The sequence below is a fragment of the Cupriavidus sp. UME77 genome (assembly GCF_014170355.1).
Lineage (GTDB): Bacteria > Pseudomonadota > Gammaproteobacteria > Burkholderiales > Burkholderiaceae > Cupriavidus > Cupriavidus basilensis.
Map to the genome: position 1 here is coordinate 86,109 of NZ_LZZU01000005.1, position 18,999 is coordinate 105,107.

Sequence of the window (18,999 nt, forward strand, 5' to 3'; positions counted from 1 at the left end):
TTTCGGGTGTACACGCGCGAATCACGCAACTCAGCCGGCAAGAAGCGCCGCGAAACGGTCAATGTCCACGTTCCCGCCGCTAACGATGACGCCCACGCGCTTGCCCATCAGTTCGGCCTTCATGCCGCGTGCGGCGGCGAGTCCCAGGCAGCCGGTTGGCTCCACGACCAGCTTCATGCGTGACGCAAAGAAGCGCATGCCATCGACCAGCTCCTCGTCACTGGCGGTAAGGATATCGTCGACATCACGGCGAATGATCTCGAACGTGTGACGGCCCAGGTGCTGTGCCTGCGCGCCGTCGGCGATGGTCTTCGGCGTATCGATATGCACGATCGCGCCGGAGCGCAACGATTGCTGGCCATCGTTGCCGGTGGCGGGCTCTACGCCGTAGATCTTGCACCGCGGCGCCAGTGCGCGCGCGGACAGTGCCGAGCCGGCGAGCAGGCCGCCGCCGCCCAGGCAGACGAACAGGGCATCGAGCTCGCCCGTTTCCTCGAGCAATTCCTTGGCGGCGGTTCCCTGGCCGGCGATCACGTCCGGCTGGTCATAGGACCCGATCAGCGTCAGGCCCTGTTCCTCCGCCAGCTTGTGGCAGATTGCCTCGCGGTCGTCGGTGTACCGATCATAGAGCACCACCTTGCCCCCGTAGCCCTTGGTCGCCGCCACCTTGGCAGCTGGCGCATCGTGCGGCATGAGGATCGTCGACGGTATCCCCAGCAATGCCGCCGACAGTGCGATGCCCTGCGCGTGGTTGCCGCCGGAGAAGGCGAGAGCGCCCCGGCGGCGCTGCGCGGCATCGAAGCGCGCCAGCGCATTGAATGCACCACGAAACTTGAAGGCGCCAGTGCGCTGCAGGTTCTCGCACTTGAAGAATAAAGCGGCGCCCAGTTCCTTGTCGGCGGTCTGCGAGCGCATCACGGGAGTCCGGTGGGCAAAGCCTTCAATCCGGCGCGCGGCCGCTGACACGTCATCGAAGGTTGGAAGATTCAGCATCATCGTTAAGTCTTGTTGGATTGAAGGCGTTGTCAGGGCCGATGGATTCTGGACCCCCCCTGAGCATCGATAGCGCGCCGCCGGGCAGGCGTGCCATTTTCATGGCCTGCGGCGCCATGTCGTCGGATTGCAACTGGTCAACTGGTGCGAAAGTCTCAATCAAACCGTGGGCCGCTTTCCCTTTCCTGTTCCTGCTCGAGCAGCTCTTGCTGCTTGCAGATACTCAGAGGCGCGATCAATCTGTACATATTATCTATATCTGGATAATTTGTAAATTCGTGGCCAAAGGACAGCAAGGCAAAAAAAATGCCCACCGGGTAAACGGAGGGCATGAAGAAGTGACATTGGGCGAGACGCTTTTCTCGCCCGCACGCAGTGTCTCACCGTGGGCGCCGGGCATCTGCCCCAATAGCGTGGGGATTGTGCTTCATTACTCACTTGACTTGGATCAACATTCGAAGCTAGGAGATGTGATCTCCGCTCCCTGCGGGCCAGTGGCCCGGGATGGCCCCGGCGGCCTGCTTACTGCTCGCGCGGCACAAATCGCCAGCCGCCGGCTTCGAGCGCAAAGGCAAAGCCGGTGACGCGCTGGTCGGGCTTGCCGCCGGTGGAGATCACGGCGGAGCAGCGCACGTTGCCGCTCTCATGGCTCAGACTGCACTCGCTGAGTTGCTTGACCGTCAGCGATGTGGCCATTGCGGTCAGTTCCGCGACGGCCTCCGCATCCGTCTGGGTCTTCAATTGCCCACGGGCAAATTCGCGCATCGAGGCGGTGGCTTGCGCGGCGTCCGGGCCACTGATGGCGGGTTCTTCACGCCGCACCAGCACCCACGGCTCCGGATCGCCGCCGAAGGCCAGTGCGCGGTAGCCGTCGCGGCGGCCAGCCTTGACCCCAACGATGCAGACGATCTCGCCGCCGCTGGCGGGCAGGCAACCCTTGACCGTATGCGCCTTGATGGAAGCCATGATCCCCGCCACTAACGGCGAGCGCGCACGCTCGGCCGCGGCCGGGTCAGTCTGTTCCAGTTGCTTCAGGCGCTCGGCTTCCGATTGCTGGATGGCGGCGGTGACCTGGTCGGGCGTTGGCGCGGGCGGGGCCGCGGCGGCGAGGACGCCGGTGCTGGCGGATGCCAGGCAGAAGGAGAGGAATGCAGCTCGGGTAGCGAGGCGGGAAATGCGCATGGATTGGGAGGAACGGCCGGATAAGAAGGGCGGCCAGTTTAGCACCCGGGCAGGCGGCCATGAGCAGCAAGGGCCTCTTTGTCGGGGTGCTCGCTTTCCGTCTTCCGTTCCGGTGATCGCGCCCGGCGCCCGGTGCCAGTCACCGGCATGAAACAGCCCGCCAATCGGCGGGCTGGGCGGCCAGGTCAGGCCTTGCGGGGTCCAAGCGCCAAGCGCCTTAGCTGGCTTTCTCTTTCTTCTGGTGATGGACGATCCGGTCCCACCAGTAATGGAACGGATGGGCATGTTCCGGATAGAGCACCGACTTGTGGAAAAAGCCTGCGCGAATGACGAAGGCATAGAGCAGGACGACTGCCCCGAGGAAGAGCATATAGACGATCATGGCGGTTCCCTTTTATGGTGGCCATGATTCATTGTAGGCGTCGTGCGCCTGGCGTGCCGGGCGCTGGCGGCTACGTGTTCCTGGCCTGCGGCGCGGCTAGCTGCATCGCCGGCCAGGTCGTGCAGATCCATGACGCAAACAGACGGAAACATCGTGAACGGCTGAGCCGATGCCGCAAGCGCCTCTCGGGCGCGGACCGCAGCGCATGCTTGCCAATCGCCGCACCGGAACGGAACCCGCCATGCCACTCATTCAGAGCGATATCCCTGGCCGCCTGGACCGCCTGCCGTGGTCGCGCTGGCACTGGCGGGTGGTGATTGCGCTGGGGGTGGCGTGGGTGCTCGACGGGCTCGAGGTGACGCTGGTGGGATCGCTGGGCGGCGTGCTCGAGCGCCCGGACGGCCTGGGCCTCAATGCGGCGCAGGTAGGGTGGCTAGGGTCGTTGTACATCGCTGGCGCGGTCGTGGGCGCGCTGGTGTTTGGCCGCCTTGCGGACCGCCTTGGCCGCAAGGCCTTGTTCCTGGTGACGCTGGCGGTGTACATGGCGGCGACATTGGCCACCGCTTTTTCCACGGGTTTTGTCTTCTTCGCGGTGTGCCGCTTCCTGACAGGCCTTGGCATCGGGGGCGAGTACGCGGCGATCAACTCGGCCATCGATGAACTGATCCCGGCGCGCGTGCGCGGACGCGTCAGCCTGGCCATCAACGGCAGCTTCTGGTTCGGTGCCGCGCTTGGCGCGGGCCTGAGCCTGGTGCTGCTGGATCCGCGCGTGCTGGGCCCGGCCCTGGGCTGGCGCGTGGCGTTCCTGCTCGGCGCTGTGCTGGCGCTGGCCATCCTGCTGGTGCGCCGGGACGTGCCGGAGAGCCCGCGCTGGCTGCTCACGCATGGGCGAGGCGAGCAAGCCGGACGCATCGTCGCCGCCATCGAGGCGCAGGTGGTGGCCCAGTACGGCGCGTTGCCGCCGGCCACGGGCACGATCCTGCTTTCCAGGCGCCCGGCGCCCTCGCTTGGCGAGGTCGCGCATGTGCTGTTCAAGCGCTACCGGCTGCGCAGCGCGGTAGCCCTGGCGCTGATGGTCTCGCAAGCGTTCTTCTATAACGCGATCTTCTTTACCTATGCGCTGGTGCTCACGCGCTTTCACGGCGTGCCCGATAACCGCGTGGGGCTGTATATCTTTCCCTTTGCGCTGGGCAATGTGCTGGGGCCGCTGCTGCTGGGGCCACTGTTCGACCACATCGGGCGGCGCCGCATGATCGGGCTTACCTATGTGCTCTCCGGCGTGGGACTGGCCATGACCGGGTGGGCCTTCGAGCAGGGCTGGCTTGACGCGCGCAGCCAGGCGCTGTGCTGGTCGGCGGTGTTTTTCCTGGCCTCCGCGGCGGCTAGTTCCGCTTACCTGACGGTGAGCGAGGTCTTTCCCATCGAGACGCGCGCCCTCGCCATCTCCGTGTTCTACGCTGTGGGGACGGGCACCGGGGGCTTTATCGGGCCGTTGCTGTTCGGCGCGCTGATCGAGAGCGGCAGCCGCGCCGCGGTGGCCGTTGGCTATGGCATAGGCGCGGCGCTGGTGATCGTCGCGGGCTTGTTTGCCTTGCGCTATGCGGTCAATGCGGAAAAGCGCCCGCTGGAAGAGATCGCGCCGCCGCTGTCGTCGCGCGATTAGCCCGCCTTGCATGGCGCGCCGGCAACACGGGCACCGGTCTAGTCTGCCCGGACCGGATCCTTCCTGCGGAAGGCGGCCTGCGCGGTGGCGATCAGACGGCCTTGGCTGTCGGTGACCTCGGCGTTGGAGAAAAATACCCGGCGGCCACCGCCCACGCGCCGGCCAACCACCAGCAGCGGCTCCACTTGCGCGGACGAGACATAGTTGACGTTCAGCGAGATGGTGGTGGCGGCGCGGCGCACGCCATTCTCGGGAAACAGGCCGGCGTAGCCGCCCGCCGCGTCCAGCAGCGTGGCCAGGATGCCGCCTTGCACGACGCCCGTGTTGTTGAGGTGCGCAGCCTGCGGCATCAGCGACATGCGCACCAGGTCCGGCTGCCACTCCACGATGGTGAGATTCAGCGATTCGAGAAACGGATTCTCCAGTGCGTATGGCTGGCTTGCGGGGGTGTTGTCAGGCATGGCGAGCGAAGGACTGTGCCAGTGAGTTGGAATGGCCGTCATGATAGCCGCTAGCATGCCTGCGGCAATCCGGACGGCGTCGTTGTCACGCTCTCCGACGGGACGGGCGAGATGCGTTTGCCGCGCGCCTGATCCTGTTTGCAGGCACCAGGAATGGCTAGGCGGGCATCGCGGGCATCGCGCGCATCATCAGCAGCCCGCATCCGCCCAGCAACCCCACCCAGCGGGCAGCGCGTACCGCGATGGCTGGCGCGTAGCTGAGCAGCAGCACCAGCACGAGCGCGCCGAGCGTCAGCGTGCCGATCCATGAGACGCTGCCCATCGGCCAGCCTTGCTGCTGCACGCAAGCCGCCAGGGCAAGGGCCAGCGCGGCCCAGCCTAGTCCCTGCAGGCGCAGGCGCTCGGCGGGCGAAGGCGTGGCGCCGCGGCCGTGGCGATCGGCATAGTGGCGGTCCAGCGTCTGGCTGAGCGCGGTGAAGCCGCTATAGGTGAAGGCCAGCGCGGTGAAGAAACCCAGGCTTGCGCTCATGCGGCTCCCTTCGCATCGCTGGATGGCATGCCGATGTCCTTGGCTGGCACCGGGCGCCGCGCGGGCACGCGCGCCTTGGCGCGCCGCCCCAGGATATGCGCTGCCGCGCCCAGCGCAATGCCCAGCGCCAGCACGGTCAGGTCGAACCCCGCCACGGCGGCAGGTCCCTGGCCTTGCAGCAGCGTCACGCCCAGGTGGGTTTGCGTGGTGAAGGCGTTGAGCACCGGAATGGCAGCGAGCATCAGCGCGCCGGCCCACAGTTGCACGCGCCACATGGTGCGCGTCGGCCGCACCTGCGCTAGCACGGCTGCCGCGCCCCAGGCGATGAAGAAGGCATGGATCTCCGCGTCGGGGCGGTGCGGCATGCCCACGGGCAGCAAGCGGTTGGCCCAGAAGTACGTAGCAAACGCGATCGGCAGGCCGGCAATGGCGCCGAGGTTGAGCGCGTCCACCAGCCGCAGCCCAAAGCTCGGGCGTGCGCCGGCCGCCAGTGCCTTGGCCTGGCCCTGGCGTGTCTTCACGCCCCACAGCAGCGCGCCGGTGGCCACCATGGCGCAACCTGCCAGCCCGCTCACGAAGAACAGCGCGCGCAGCAAGGGCCCGGCGAAATGCGCCTCGTGCAGGCCCACCATCACGCCGCGCGTCTGGTTGGCCGCGCCGGGCGCGTCGCCCGTGACCGCGACCAGCGCGCCGGTGACGCCGTTAAAGCGCATCGATGGCGCATTGGCGGACAACGACCCTTCGGTGCCGCGCGACACCGTGATGGTGGCGTTGGCATCGCCCGCCAGCATGATGGCGACGCGGCTGGGCTGCGCGCCATGCCAATGGCGCACGGCTTGTTCCACCAGCGGGGCGACCGGCGTCAGCGGCGCCGCCTGCCCACTTGGCTTGCCTTGCGGCGCGCGGCCGAAGGCCTCGTTGTTGAAGGCCTGCTGGTTGCCCTGGTATGCGGTCTGGATGCCCCACGGCATGTACATGAACATCAGCGTGACCAGCCCGGTGTAGGTGATCATCAGGTGGAAGGGCAGGGCCAGCACGGCGGTGGCATTGTGCGCATCGAGCCAGGAGCGCTGGCCCTTGCGCGGCCGGAAGGTGAAGAAGTCCTGGAAGATGCGCCGGTGCGTGATGACGCCGCTGAGAATGGCCACCAGCATGAACATGGCGCACAAGCCGATGATCCACCGCGCCCAGATCGCCTGCATGAAGTACAGGTCGAAGTGCAGGCGGTAGAGGAACTCGCCGCCGCGCGTGTTGCGCACGGTCTGCAGGAAGGCGCCGGTGGCGGGATCCAGCGTGCGGCTCTCGAAGCGGCCGCGGCCGCCGCCGATGCCTGAAGCCGGCGCGCCGGGCGGGCGCGTCCATAGCACGTTTACCGCGGGGTTGCGCGCATCCGGCAGGTCGATGAACCAGCGGGGCGAGTCCGCGGCGTTGCGCTGCAGGTACGCTACCGCACGGCTGGCCGCCTCGGCGCTGGACACTTGCGTGGCGGCCGAGCGGTGCAGCTCGGGCTGCATCCACAGCGTGATCTCGTCCTTGAAGTAGCTGGCGGTGCCGGCGCAGAACACCAGCAGCAGCACCCAGCACACCAGCAGCCCGGACCAGCTATGCAGCCAGGCCATCGATTGACGCAGCCCGGCCCTCATGGCGCGCTCCGCAAGGCAGCCAGCAAGACGCCGAGCACCACGGCAGGCACCGCCACGCCGGCCCAGGCGCGCCACGCGCTGCCGGCGGCGAACACCCACAGCACCGCGCACGCGTAAAGCGAGAACGACAGCAGCGTGGCGGTCATCACCGCCTCGGCCGGCGGCATGGGCATCACCACGGCCAGCAGCCCGGTGGCCACGGCCGCGAGTACATAGCCGCCCCCGATGGCGGCCACCACGCGCGAGGCAACGCCAAGGCGATAGCGGCCGGTCTGGCTCAATCGCATGACAAGCGCTCCGTTACTTGTTGGGCGTGGCTGCCGGCACCGCAGGTATCGCGGCCAGGCCATCGCCCTGCGTCAGCGACAGGGTGGTGACGTAGCTGGCCATGTCGTACGGCTTGCCATTGCGCTCGCCGGCGGTCTTGTCGACGTGGTGCACCTCCATCACGTAGGTGCCTTGCCACGGCTGCGCCAGGCGCACGATGCCTTGTTCGTCGGTGCGTAGCTCGCGGCCCCAGCCGGACTGCACGGCCACGCCCACTTTGGCCTTGGGCAGTGGGCGGCCGGCATAGACCACCTGGTACTCGCCGGTGCGGCCGGTCGGCACAATGTCGAGGGCGAGCTTGGGCGCTACTGCGCTTGTGGAGCCAGCGCCCAGCAAGCGAGCCGCCGGCGTCCAGGCGGTGCGAATCACCTTGTCGCCGTCCTTGCGCTCCAGCAGCGGATAGCCCGTGTCTTGCGCGACGATGGTCTCGCCCGCGCCTGCGCGCCCCGAGAGCACGAAGCCGTTGGTGGTCTTGTCGGCCTTGAGGGCTTGCTCACCCCTGGCCGTTACCAGCACGGCGGTGGGCTGCACGAACCGGTCCAGCAGTCCCGGCGAAACTTCGCGCAGGTTCTCGTTGAATTCGCCAAAATACAGTTGGGCGGCCGCCGGCGTTTGCTCCAGCCAGACCTGGTGAGCCTGAGCGGTGCCGCTCAGTGCGGCGCTGCAAAGCAGGGCGGAGGTGATGAGGCGATTCATGGGCTATGCATCCTTTCAAGACGGGGGCTGGCAGTGCCGTGTTGCGCACAGGCCGTTGGCCGGGACGGTCGGGAAATCGTGACCGTGAAGTCGCATATGATAATCGTTCTCATTTAACTTGTGTGGGTTTTGCATGATGGTGCAGCGTTGGGCGCAGGGCATGGACGCAGGCTGGCCGATGCCCCCCGGAGGCGGATTTGCGGTCATTGAGGGGGTGCGGGAGAGGGGCCTTTGGCCCGGCTTTTGCGTCCCGATTCAAGGCTCGGTGGGGGCTGGTCCCGCGCTCGGCTATCATGTGCGATCCTCAGGATCTCCAGTGTGCGGCCAGCGCCGCATCCGCGACCGTTCCCCCGCCCCTTCTACCTGCATTTATTGTGTCTTTTGCCATGCCTTCTTCTGATCCCGCCGACGTCAAGAAAGTCGCCGCCATTGTCTGGATTCGCGTCCAGATGGAGCGGCTCGGCATCTCCATGGATGAACTGGAGGCGGCAGGTTGTTTTGACTGGGAGGCGGCGCCCGCCAGGGCGCCGATCGAGGAGCCCATCGAAAAGGAAAATGAAATGGATGTAGATGTTGCCCAGGCGCTGTTGCCCGCAGGACCGATCACGGCACCGCCCGCGCTGCTGCCTGCCGGGCCAATCACCGCGCCGCCTGTCGTGGCACCTGCGCCATTGCGCAAGGCCGTAGCGCGCAAACGCGTTCCTGCCCCTGTCAGGCAATCAGCGCCGCCCGCTGTGCCGGTCGCAACGCCGGCCGCATTGCCGCAAGCCACGCCTGCCGCAGATGCGGTGGCGGTTGCCGACGCCGTGCCCGCGGAAAAGCCGGCCGCCGTAATGGTTGCCGAGCCGGCGGCAACCCCGGCCGCCGCTCCCGCGCCTGCACGGGTGACCATGTCCGTGCCCGCGCAGAAAGCGGGAGCCGTGAAACCGGCGGCACCAGCAGCGGTACAAGCAGTGGTACAAGCAGCGGCACCAGCACAGGCAGCCGAGGCCGCCGCCGCGCCGGCAGCGGCCGCACCTGCGCCAGCACTGCCGCAGGCGAGCGCGCCCGCGCGCCGCTACCGCAATGCCGAGGGACAGGTCTGGGATGGCGTGGGCCCCATGCCCGCATGGCTGCTGCGCGCAGTCAACGCGGGCCAGTCGGTGGAGCATTTCCGGGTGAATTGAAGACAGCGGCCGATGGCCGCTGTCCTGGTCGCTGCCGGCGAGGCAGCGATGGCGCCGCGCTGCCGTTCAGGCCAGCGGGTTAATGATGGTGCGGCAGCGGATAAACGTCGTTTCCGCATCCAGCGCGGCGGCCAGCGTTGGCGAGGGCACCTTGTCGAGGTCGGTCACCACGTAGCCCATCTGGCCATGCGTCTGCAGGTGCTGGGCCACGATGTTGACCCCGTCGCGCGCCAGCAGCGTGTTGAGCGCGGCGAGCGCGCCCGGTGCGTTGCCGTGCACGTTGAGCAGCCGCGCCGGCGACGTTAGCGGGCCGGGGCTCACCTCGGGGAAATTCACCGCGCCAATCGTGTCGCCCGTCCTGAGGAAGGCAATCAGCTTGGTGGCGACTTCCGTGCCGATATTTTCCTGCGCCTCTTCCGTGCTGCCGCCGATATGCGGCGTCAGGATCGCGTTGGGCACGCCTTGCAGCGGGCTGGTGAAGCGGTCAGCGTTGGTCTTGGGCTCTTCCGGGAAGACGTCGATCGCCAGGCCGGCGATATGGTTGTCATCGCACGCCGCGCGCAGCGCGTCGATATCCACCACGGTGCCGCGCGACGCATTGATCAGGATTGCGCCGCGCCGGAACTGCCGGAGCACGTCGGCATCGATCATCTTCTTGGTCTGCGCGGTGGCCGGCACGTGCAGCGTCACGATGTCGGCCTGCGACACCGCATCCGCCAGCGAGCGCGCCGCGCGCGCCGAGCCCAGCGACAGCTTGGCCTGCACATCGTAGTACACCACGCGCATGCCCATGGCCTCCGCCAGCACGCCAACCTGCGAGCCGATATTGCCGTAGCCGATGATGGCGATGGTCTTGCCGCGCGCCTCGAACGACCCGCTTGCGCCCTTGGCCCATTTGCCGGCATGCGCCAATGCGTTTTTCTCCGGAACGCGGCGCAGCAGCAGGATCGCCTCCGCGATAACCAGCTCCGCCACGGAGCGCGTATTGGAGAACGGCGCGTTGAACACCGGCATGCCGGCGCGGGCCGCGGCGTCGAGGTCTACCTGCGAGGTGCCGATGCAAAAGCAGCCAATGGCCACGAGGTGCTTGGCGGCTTCGATCTCAGCGGCGCCAAGGTGCGTGGCGGAGCGAATGCCGAGAATCTGGTGGGCTGCCGGAGCGCGATGCAGTTCGTCGCCAGCGAGCGCGCCAGTGCGGCGCTCGACGGTGACATGCGCTTCCTTGAAGCGCTCGACGGCGGTGTCATGGATGTTTTCAAGCAGCAGTGCTGAGGTCATGGCGATTGGGTGATGGCGGCGAAGGCGCGAGGTGGGTGCGGCAGCGCGAGGGCATGCGCAAGGTGAAACGTACGCTGCCATGGTAACGCAGGCAGCGCTGCCCAGCCGAACACCCACATTGCCGCCAATGGCAAATCCGTCCCGGCCGGGACGAGGCCCGCTAGGGAAAGCCCCCGGATTGACCGGCGAATCAACGGCTCCTACAATTAATCGGAATGCTATTCCGTCTAATAGAACGTTTGGCGAAACAACTCCGGAAGAACGACCCGCCGCCAAGAGCAGGCCAGGAGCAGGCGTGAGCCACGAATAGCGAACACCGGACACCGGATACCCGATACCCGATACCCGATACCCGATACCCGATACCCGATACCCGATACCCGATACCCGATACCCGACACCGGACATCAGTCAGGCATCAATGGAGACAGCCATGTACCACCGCCTTTGCGCCAGCCTTGCCCTGGCAACCCTCAGTGTGGCCACTACCTATGCCCACGGCGGCACCTGGCCCGACAAGCCGGTGCGCATCGTCGTGCCATACACCGCCGGTGGCACCACCGATTTCGTGGCCCGTCAGGTGGCGCAGACGCTGACCGAAAGCACCGGCAAATCGTTCTTCGTGGAGAACAAGCCCGGCGCCAGCGGCACCATTGGCACGCTGCAGGTGGCACGTTCCGCGCCCGACGGCTACACGCTGCTGGCCAACGACACCACGTACACCATGCTGCCGTCGCTGTTCAAGGCGCTGCCCTGGGACTACAACAACGACCTGGTGCCGGTGACCACCATTGCGCAGACCCCGGTGATCCTGATCGTGCCTGCCAGCTCGAAGTTCAAGACGCTGCAGGAACTGATCGACTTCGCCAGGCAAAACCCGGGCAAGCTGAACTTCGGCTCGGGCGGCGCCGGCAGCTCCACGCACTTGTCCGCCGAGGTCTTCAAGAAGGACGCCAAGATATCGATCACGCATATCCCCTACAAGGGCGCGGGCGATGCGCTGATGGGGCTGATCGGCAACAACGTGGATATCCTGATCACTGCCACGCCGACCGCGGTGCCGCAGATCAAGGGCGGCAAGGCCCGCGCGCTGGCGGTCACGGGCGCGGCGCGCGTGCCCGCGCTGCCGGACGTGCCGACCTTTGCCGAAGCTGGCCTCAAGGACTACAAGGTCATCAACTGGTTTGGCCTGGCGGCGCCCAAAGGCACGCCTCCTGCGCTAATCGCCAGGCTGCAGGCGGAAGTGCACAAGAGCGTGAACAGCCCGGAGGTGAAGGAGCGCCTGGCCAGCATGGGCGCCCAGCCGGGCGGCATTGCGCCGGCGGACTTCGCCAGGCGCATCAAGGACGACACCGCGCTGTGGAGCCAGGTGGCAAAATCCGCCGATGTGAAGGCCGAGTAAATGGGCAAGCGCCGCCATTGCGCAGCGCCAGGACAACAAGGAACGAACATGTACTTCAGAACAGTGCCCCGGGAAATATCCCTCCAGGTCTTCTCGGCCATGCCCGCGCATTTGCGCAAGACCGGCGTGCGCTCCGAATGGGCCGATGCCAACAAGGGCGGGGCCTGCATCGACAGCTTCCTGGAGGGGCCGGTCTTTGATCCCGCGGGCAACCTGTACGTGACGGATATCCCGTTCGGGCGCATCCTGCGCATCTCGCCGGCCGGCGAATGGTCGCTGGTCGCCGAGTACCAGGGCGAACCCAACGGCATGAAGTTCCTGAACGCGCGCGAACTGGTGGTGGCGGACTATCGCAACGGCCTGTTGCGCGTCAACGTGGACACGGGCGAGGTGACCACCTTGCTGGGACGGCGCAACGCGGAGCAGTTCAAGGGCGTGAACGATCTCGTGATCTCTCGTCGTGGCGACTTGTATTTCACCGATCAGGGCCAGACCGGCCTGCACGATCCCACCGGCCGCGTCTACCGCCTGCGGCCCGGCGGGCAGCTGGACCTGCTGCTGGGCAATGTGCCCAGCCCCAACGGCCTGGCGCTGTCCTGCGACGAGAAGGTGCTGTTCGTGGCGGCCACGCGCGGCAATTGCGTGTGGCGCGTGCCGTTGCAGGCCGACGGCAGTGTGTCGAAGGTGGGGCAGTTCTTCACGTTCTACGGCACCAGCGGCCCCGACGGCATGGCCATCGACAGCCGTGACCGGCTGTTTGTGGCGCATGCCAGCCTGGGCTGCGTGTGGGTGCTGAGCAAGCGTGGCGAGCCCGAGGCGATCCTCGCCAGCCCGTCGGGCGCAACCACCACCAACCTGGCGTTTCAGCCCGCCGTTGAGCCGGGGCAGCCGCGCAGGGTGTTTGTGACCGAATCGGAAACGGGCACGATCCTGTTCGCGGACCTGGACGAGGCCGGGCTGGGCGTTTGATCCCGTTGCGGCCCGCGCCTGTCACTTCGGTGGCAGCAGGTCTTGCAGGTCCCGCAGGGTTGCCGCGGTAGCGGGGCCCGCGGGCGCGGAGACGGTGGGCGCCGGGCGGGCCCGGCTGATCGTATTCGTGCCGCCGGCCGGGCCATTGCTGCCGCCGGCGGCGACATGCGGCACGGCAGCCGGGTCGAGCCGGCCATTCTGGCCCAGCGCGATCTGCGCGCAGCCGGTGAGGAAGCGGTCCTTCTTCAGGCTGTTGGTGATGTCGATCGCCAGGACTGCAGCGCGTTCCTCGATCGGGATGATGGTGCCGCCGCGGCTGAACGTGTATTTGCCTTTCCACACCGCGCGGTTCTGCCTGACATCCGTCAGCGTCGTGCCATATTCGATCGACAGGCGGCCGCCGGACGCATTGACCACACCCCCGCCGTTGGCGATGGTCAGCACCGTATCGGCGCTGAACGTACGCATCCTGCCGGTCAGCGCGGTCGAGTCCAGCTCCAGCCCCGAGATCTCGTCGTACGCCGATTCCACACCGCACTGCCGGGTCACCTCGCGGAACTTGGCCGCGAACGCCGCGGAGAAGTCGCTGTTCCACCCCATGCCGGTAGTGCCCAGCACATACATGCGGGTGGGCTTGCCGGTGTAGTCGCTGGCGCGGCTGGTCACGCCGACAGTGGTTGGCGCGCAGCCGCCCAGCAGCATCGACGCTACGGCCAGCGCGACGGGGGCGCTATTTCGATATCGGTTTCCCATGTCTTGTGCCTAGAGAGAAATGGCCAGGCGAGCGGCTGCGGCCGGCGCCCGCTCGCTACTTCGTGTATGAAAAGTAATAGGGACTGGTGGCGGATCGCATGACATAGCGTCCGTCGGCCTCGGTCAGCCGATAGCACGTTTGCATCGCGCTGAAATTCGGGTTGGCCATCTCCAGGCAGACCTGGCCGGTTTCCGGCTCGATGCGGTAGCGCCCGGACGAATAGCCGCGGCTGACGGAATTGGTCACATCCAGGCTGCCGCTTTCCCGGACCTGCATCCAGAGCGTAACGCCGGACGGCGCGATGGCATTGATCCTGCCAAGATGCGTGAAATGGCTGGTCAGCTCGGCCCCCGTCAGTTGCCTGCCCTGCGGGCCGGCTGCGGGCCGGGCCGGGGCGTAGGCGGTGGCGCCCTGGCCGGGCTGCCCGGGCTGGCCAGGCGGGAGCGCCACGGCAGGCGGGGCGGCGGATGCCGTCTCGCTACGGAATTTCTGCAGCGCCAGCGCGGACCGCGCCGGCACCTCGCTGATCCATTGCGCGGGAATGGCAAAGTTGATGTTCTGCGCGTCGGTCCGCATCAGGTAGGTAATGCCGACGAGTTGCCCGTTCGTGTTGAACAGGCCGCCACCGCTGGAGCCTGGGGAGATCGGGGCGGTGGTCTGCAGGCGGACGATGCGGTCGCGCTCGTCCTTGTTCAGCGAGGAGAGCAGGCCATCGCTCAGCGTCAGCTCGTAGCCGCGCGGCGCGCCGATGGCGTAGACCTTCTGCCCCACCTTGAGCGCGGCCAGCGGCGCGATCTTTACCGCCGGGGCGGTGAGGCCCTTGGCGCGCAGGATGCAGAGGTCGCGCTCGACATCGGCGTGCACCAGGCTGGCGCCATACGTGACCTTCTCGCGCCGGATGCTGATGGACTTGCCGCTCTTGAGCACGTGGCAGTTGGTGACCAGTTCCTCCGGCCCGATCACCACCGAGCTGCCCAGGCCGAACCGCGTGCCCTGCGCGTCAAAGACGGATACCACCCAGATGCTGGGCGATTCCCGCTCATAGAGTTCGGCCGAATCCAGCGCCAGGCAATCCGTCGAGATGCCAAAAGCCAAACACGAAATAGCGACGCTTCCCGCAATGTTTTGCGCCCGACCCATGATGTTCATTCTGGTGACTGGTTTCGCCGGATTCAGCCGCTATCCTGACGGTGCGGGCTGTCTGGTCTTTCCCGGCCAAAGCGGCCGGGCTGCCTATGATAAACGTTCCGGATGCCAAGCGGGCGGCCCGCTATTGCGGCCGCCGCGCTAAAGATTCCCGGTTGATGGCCGACAACATGGATGCTGGGAGGTGTGCCTTCCCGCTGGCTTCAATGCCAATCGTAGCTTCGAACGTAGCTTCAATCTCAACCTCAATTTCAACCTGGAAGACCCTTCAATGGATATTTCCCTCGTCAGTGCGGCTAGCAACTCGGGCGGCGATCCGGTGCCCACCATGATGCTGCGCAAGTCGCTGGACCTGCAGGCCCAGAGCGTGGCAACCCTGCTGGGCTCGATGCCGCAAGTCAGCGTTCCGGCCAGCAATCCCCCTCACCTTGGCCAGAACATCGACGTCAAGGTCTGATTCCGGCAATCCGGTAACGGAGCTGCCCGCGCCCGGGTTGACATCAAACGGGCGCGGGGGGCTAAACGGCGGAGCCGGGTGGCTGCGGCGCCAGTGCAAACGTCAGCCGCACGGTCGTTCCTTGCGCCGAAGAGCGCAGGTCCAGCACCGCCCCGATGGCCTCGGCACGCCGGCGCATATTTCCCAATCCCCGTCCGTGCGCGGCAGCCTCGGGCGTAAAGCCACGGCCATTGTCATGGATCTCGATGACCAGGGCTTGCTGGCCGGCATGATGGCGCGCCGAGACCCGGATAGCGCTGCCGCCGGCATGCTGCATGGCATTGGAAAACACCTCCAGCAACAGGTAGTGCAGCTCACGCACCCGCTGCGGCGTCAGGTCGTGCAGCGCCGGCAGGCGCGCCACCTGCCAGTCCACCCGCAATCCCGCCGCCTCCAGCCGCGGGCCAAGCCGGTAGCGCAGGTTGCCGAGTACGGTGGCCAGGTCGCCGCCGGTATCCTGCAGCGCATCGACGGATAGTTTCAGGGCATCCAGCGCATGCTGCAGCTGTTGCTGCAATGTGTGCGTGGAAGGGCTGCCGGAGCGCAGCATGGCGAGCATGCCCACCAGCTGGCTGCCAAGCCCGTCATGGATATCGCGCATGATCCTGCCGCGTTCCTGCAGGGTGGCCTGCTCGCGCTCCATTTCGTGGGAGTGCTGGTACAGCGCATGCAGTTCCTGCTCCTTGCGGGAGACCGCGCTGTCGAGCTTCTGGTTCAGGGCAGCCAGCATGCGTGTGGCGCGCGTGTAGCGGTCGACCAGCAGCCAGCCCATGGTCAGGCTGAAAATCAGCGACACGTAGCGGGTGACGGAGGAGTCCCAGTAGTCATCCCCGATCCACCAGACATGGATCAAATCCAGCACCGAGATGAGCAGGGTGAGGCCAAGGGCGGCGGCAATCGCCGTGCGCTCACGCTCCGGACGCGTCACGGCGGCGCGGACCAGCACGGCCACGATCGACAAGGCCATCGCAACATTGACGACCACATTGGCCAGCACCATGGCGTGGGTGCTGTGGGCCGCCACCATCAGTGCGATCAGCGGAAGCTTGACGCTCAGGTAGAGCAGCATCCCGCGGCGCAGCCAGCGCGCCTCCAGGCCGGTCACAAGGATGGCGAACCGGGCGGTCGCGTACATGAAGACCGTCCGCCCGGCCAGCACCAACGCGAGCCACACATCGGGCGCGCCGGCCTCGTCGGAAACGAAGTACTCGGCCAGCCCGAAAGACCAGCCAAGCTCGGCGATGGCATATAACCCGAACAGGGGATCCCGTTGCCGCCACCATACCAGCGCCGCCAGGCACGCCAGCAGCATGCTGGCCGCTGCGATGACCACCGGGCCGATGACCTTGAACCAGAGCGCCCGCTGGTAGTGCGCCTCCACCAGGGCCGGCGCGCCAAACTCCACGCGTGACAGGCCGCCGCGCGAGCTGGCGCTGGCAGCGATCGTGACAAGCAGTTCGTTCTCCGGGCGCAGCAGGTCAGCTGGCACCGGGATCAGCAATGGCTGCTGGCCGGCATAGGGCGCCGGGGCCGACAGGCTGCCAGCGTGGGCGAGGCGGCTGCCGTTGAGGCGCACCTCATAGCTATTGGCGGCCCGCTCGATGTACAGCGCGGCCATGCCCTGGCGGCCTGGCAGATCCGGGAAGCGCAGGAGAAATCGCGCACCGCCGCTCTGGCCGGGACGGAACCGGTCCCAGTAGTAAGGCAGGCTGATGGTGGCCGGCGTGCCGTCGGCGGTGATCATGGCGGCCTCGCCAAGAATCTGTAGCTGCCCGGCGGCAAGCGGTGATGAACCGGGCAAGGCGAGCAGCAGCCAGAGCACTAACGCCAGCAGCGGCTTTGAAGTGAGCAGGGATTGGGACAAGAGGGTGCGCGGCAGCCGCAAGGGGGCGGTAGCCGGCGTGCCGGGGGCGCTGGCCGCCGCGAGGGGTATCACCATGAGCTGGTCTGGGGCTTGGCGCAAGGGTGCGGGACGATGCCGCGCCCATCGTAGCGTTGCACCGGAGTTCGGTCAATCGCGCCGGTGGAGCGGCCCATCGCCGTGCCATCAGGCGGGATGGGCCGCGTCTCACCCCACCGCGGCCGGCGCGGTCTCGGCGGGCCGGGAACTGGTGCCGGCCGCGGGCGAAGAGACCCGCTTCAGGCGTGGGGCGTGTGCCGCCTCGGCATGGTTGCCCATGACCTCCAGGCGCAGCAGGATGATGGGCACGGACGCCAGGGCGCGTTCCAGCGCGACCAGCAACTGCCCGGCCCGCATTTGCGGCATCCGGATCTCGAAGCTCAGCATGCACTTGATTGGCGGCAGGCCGAGCGGCATCTGCCGCTCGTTGGACGGGTACTGGCCGCAGTCGCTGGTGGCGCAGCGCATGGCCACGCGCACGTCGGGCACATCGTCCAGCCGCGCGATCACGCTCAGGCGATACAGGCGCCACCGCTGGATGGGCGGCGCAAGGTTGACGGCTTTCATGGCAGGTCTCCTTTGTCTTTCGACGCGAGGCAATCGAAGCGTTTGGTGCGCCCGGCCGTGGCCGGGGCGCACCGGGCCTTTAAAGCGCGGGCCGCAAGCCGGTGGAAAGTTGCAGCTCCACCGTGGCGCCCGCCAGGTCCGCCTGGGCCTGGAGGTAGTCGAGGTAGGTTTCGTCCGCGGTGCGTTGCGCATCGAGCAGTTCCAGCAGCGACGCAGAGCCCTGGCGGTACGACTGGCGCATGCCGTCCAGCACCCGGTCGGCATCGGCGATCACCGAGTCGCGGTAGCGCTGCAGGTTGTCCTGCGCAGCCTGGAACGCGGTGAGCGCGTTGCGCACGTCGACCTCGGTTTTCAGCTCGGCCTCGCGCAGCGCCAGCATGGCCTGCGTGACCTCCGACTCCGCCTGGATCAGCTCGCCGCGCTGCAGCCGCGACAAGGGCAGGGGAATCGATACCGACACGCCCAGCATGCGCGAGCGCGCCGCGCCGTCGCCGTTGGGCTGGCCCTCGTCGTCCGTGGTGCCGCGCACGCCGGGGGTCATGGTCATCGCGAAGCTCACGCTGGGATCCACCCAGCGGTTGGCGCGCGCCAGCCCTGACTTGTCGCGGGCATTCTCCAGCGTGGCGCGGGCGATCCGGACCTCGTCGCGCGCCTCCATCGCCTGGGCGATCAGCGCGCCGCTGTCGGTGCCGGGATCGTAGGGCTGGAACTCGCAAGCCAGCGGCGCGTTGCCGAAGGCCTCGGCCACGCGCACGCCAAGCTGGATGGACAGCTTTTGCATGGCGGCCTGCGCGGCGGCGCGCGCCGATTTCACCTCGGCGGTGAAGCGGTCACGCTCGACCCGCGACTGCGACAGCTCCAGGCCACCGATGTCGCCCGCCTTGCGGCGGATCTCGTTGGCGCGCACCACATTGGACAGGGCGGACAGCGTCGATTCCTGCCGGACCAGGGCCTCGCGGCTGCGGCAGGCTTCGACAAAGGCGGTGGCGGATTCCTGGTACAGCGCGTGCTTGAAGCCCTGCAGGTTTGCCTCGGTCAGGCGCAGGTTGCTCTGGGCGGCGCGGATGCGCGCGCCGCGCTTGCCGCCCAGCTCGATGGGGATCTCGATTTCGAACTCATGTGTGCGCGGCGGCTTGGGCGACACCGCGCGGCTGGTCTCGATGTTGCCACGGCCGTACTTGAGCACCGGGTCCGGGCGCACGCCGGCGATCGAGATCTCGGCTTGGGCGCCGCGGATGGTTTCCTGCTGCGCGGACAGGCCGATGTTGTGCCGCTCCACCGTGTCGAGATAGGAGGCGAAGCGGACCGGTGCGCGGGCCGTGGCGGCGGCGGGCGTGTCCTGTGCGTCCTGCCCCCAGGATGCGGATGCCGCCAGCATGGATGTTGCCAGGACGAGGTGGCGCAGGGCGGGTGCCGCTGGCAAGTTCTTGTCTTTGATTTGCATG

General features: G+C 67.3%; 19 protein-coding genes. 5 read left to right on the forward strand and 14 right to left on the reverse strand.

Annotated elements, in window-relative coordinates:
• Positions 1 to 30 precede the first annotated feature (30 nt).
• The 3 genes from A9975_RS01570 to A9975_RS01580 form a co-directional block, all read right to left on the reverse strand.
• Positions 31 to 996 (reverse strand): threo-3-hydroxy-L-aspartate ammonia-lyase, encoded by a 966-nt coding sequence (locus A9975_RS01570; RefSeq protein WP_183031098.1) that lies wholly within the window; start codon positions 994 to 996, stop codon positions 31 to 33.
• Positions 997 to 1,515: 519 nt separating this feature from the next.
• Positions 1,516 to 2,175 (reverse strand): hypothetical protein, encoded by a 660-nt coding sequence (locus A9975_RS01575; protein WP_183031099.1) that lies wholly within the window; start codon positions 2,173 to 2,175, stop codon positions 1,516 to 1,518.
• A gap of 217 nt (positions 2,176 to 2,392) precedes the next feature.
• Entirely contained in the window at positions 2,393 to 2,557 is a 165-nt protein-coding gene (locus A9975_RS01580) for a hypothetical protein (RefSeq protein WP_170302016.1), read from the reverse strand.
• Positions 2,558 to 2,798: 241 nt separating this feature from the next.
• Here A9975_RS01580 and A9975_RS01585 point away from each other — a divergent pair, with 241 nt between their 5' ends.
• Positions 2,799 to 4,220 (forward strand): MFS transporter, encoded by a 1,422-nt coding sequence (locus tag A9975_RS01585; RefSeq protein ID WP_183031100.1) that lies wholly within the window; start codon positions 2,799 to 2,801, stop codon positions 4,218 to 4,220.
• Positions 4,221 to 4,258: 38 nt separating this feature from the next.
• Here the strand turns inward: A9975_RS01585 and A9975_RS01590 are convergent, their stop codons facing one another.
• The 5 genes from A9975_RS01590 to A9975_RS01610 form a co-directional block, all read right to left on the reverse strand.
• Positions 4,259 to 4,681: a PaaI family thioesterase gene (locus A9975_RS01590; RefSeq protein WP_183031101.1), complete on the reverse strand. Its 423-nt coding sequence runs from the start codon at positions 4,679 to 4,681 to the stop codon at positions 4,259 to 4,261.
• Positions 4,682 to 4,838: 157 nt separating this feature from the next.
• On the reverse strand, positions 4,839 to 5,210 hold the full coding sequence (locus A9975_RS01595; protein ID WP_183031102.1) for a DUF3325 domain-containing protein: 372 nt from the start codon (positions 5,208 to 5,210) through the stop codon (positions 4,839 to 4,841).
• Positions 5,207 to 6,853: a PepSY domain-containing protein gene (locus A9975_RS01600; protein ID WP_183031103.1), complete on the reverse strand. Its 1,647-nt coding sequence runs from the start codon at positions 6,851 to 6,853 to the stop codon at positions 5,207 to 5,209. The genes A9975_RS01595 and A9975_RS01600 overlap by 4 nt, the downstream gene beginning before the upstream one ends.
• Positions 6,850 to 7,140: a DUF3649 domain-containing protein gene (locus A9975_RS01605; RefSeq protein ID WP_183031104.1), complete on the reverse strand. Its 291-nt coding sequence runs from the start codon at positions 7,138 to 7,140 to the stop codon at positions 6,850 to 6,852. Before A9975_RS01605 ends, A9975_RS01600 begins: the two co-directional genes overlap by 4 nt.
• Before the next feature lie 13 nt (positions 7,141 to 7,153).
• Complete coding sequence (locus tag A9975_RS01610; protein ID WP_183031105.1) at positions 7,154 to 7,876, reverse strand: cobalt ABC transporter substrate-binding protein; 723 nt, start codon at positions 7,874 to 7,876, stop codon at positions 7,154 to 7,156.
• Positions 7,877 to 8,262: 386 nt separating this feature from the next.
• Between A9975_RS01610 and A9975_RS37890 the strand changes: the two genes are divergently transcribed.
• On the forward strand, positions 8,263 to 9,042 hold the full coding sequence (locus A9975_RS37890; protein ID WP_255503006.1) for a hypothetical protein: 780 nt from the start codon (positions 8,263 to 8,265) through the stop codon (positions 9,040 to 9,042).
• Between the two features lie 66 nt (positions 9,043 to 9,108).
• On the opposite strand, the gene serA is transcribed toward A9975_RS37890, so the two are convergent.
• Entirely contained in the window at positions 9,109 to 10,320 is a 1,212-nt protein-coding gene (serA, locus tag A9975_RS01620; protein ID WP_183031107.1) for a phosphoglycerate dehydrogenase, read from the reverse strand.
• Between the two features lie 433 nt (positions 10,321 to 10,753).
• On the opposite strand from serA, the gene A9975_RS01625 reads away from it, so the two are divergent.
• Entirely contained in the window at positions 10,754 to 11,722 is a 969-nt protein-coding gene (locus tag A9975_RS01625) for a tripartite tricarboxylate transporter substrate binding protein (protein WP_183031108.1), read from the forward strand.
• Between the two features lie 48 nt (positions 11,723 to 11,770).
• A complete protein-coding gene (locus tag A9975_RS01630) occupies positions 11,771 to 12,691 on the forward strand; it encodes an SMP-30/gluconolactonase/LRE family protein (protein WP_183031109.1) in 921 nt (306 codons plus the stop codon).
• Positions 12,692 to 12,712: 21 nt separating this feature from the next.
• Here the strand turns inward: A9975_RS01630 and A9975_RS01635 are convergent, their stop codons facing one another.
• The gene (locus A9975_RS01635) at positions 12,713 to 13,444 is read right to left on the reverse strand and encodes a hypothetical protein (protein ID WP_183031110.1); all 732 of its coding nucleotides are present in this window, start codon (positions 13,442 to 13,444) and stop codon (positions 12,713 to 12,715) included.
• 55 nt (positions 13,445 to 13,499) lie between these two features.
• Positions 13,500 to 14,540 (reverse strand): S1C family serine protease, encoded by a 1,041-nt coding sequence (locus A9975_RS01640; protein ID WP_183031111.1) that lies wholly within the window; start codon positions 14,538 to 14,540, stop codon positions 13,500 to 13,502.
• A 322-nt stretch (positions 14,541 to 14,862) separates the two neighbouring features.
• Here A9975_RS01640 and A9975_RS01645 point away from each other — a divergent pair, with 322 nt between their 5' ends.
• Positions 14,863 to 15,048, forward strand: coding sequence for a YjfB family protein (locus A9975_RS01645; protein ID WP_150988355.1), 186 nt, complete (start codon positions 14,863 to 14,865; stop codon positions 15,046 to 15,048).
• Between the two features lie 61 nt (positions 15,049 to 15,109).
• On the opposite strand, the gene A9975_RS01650 is transcribed toward A9975_RS01645, so the two are convergent.
• The 3 genes from A9975_RS01650 to A9975_RS01660 all read right to left on the reverse strand — a co-directional run bounded on the left by A9975_RS01650 (position 15,110) and on the right by A9975_RS01660 (position 18,998).
• On the reverse strand, positions 15,110 to 17,026 hold the full coding sequence (locus tag A9975_RS01650; RefSeq protein ID WP_183031112.1) for an ATP-binding protein: 1,917 nt from the start codon (positions 17,024 to 17,026) through the stop codon (positions 15,110 to 15,112).
• A gap of 129 nt (positions 17,027 to 17,155) precedes the next feature.
• Positions 17,156 to 17,554, reverse strand: coding sequence for a hypothetical protein (locus A9975_RS01655; protein ID WP_183031113.1), 399 nt, complete (start codon positions 17,552 to 17,554; stop codon positions 17,156 to 17,158).
• Positions 17,555 to 17,633: 79 nt separating this feature from the next.
• Complete coding sequence (locus A9975_RS01660) at positions 17,634 to 18,998, reverse strand: TolC family protein (protein WP_183031114.1); 1,365 nt, start codon at positions 18,996 to 18,998, stop codon at positions 17,634 to 17,636.
• Between the last annotated feature and the right edge of the window lies 1 nt (position 18,999).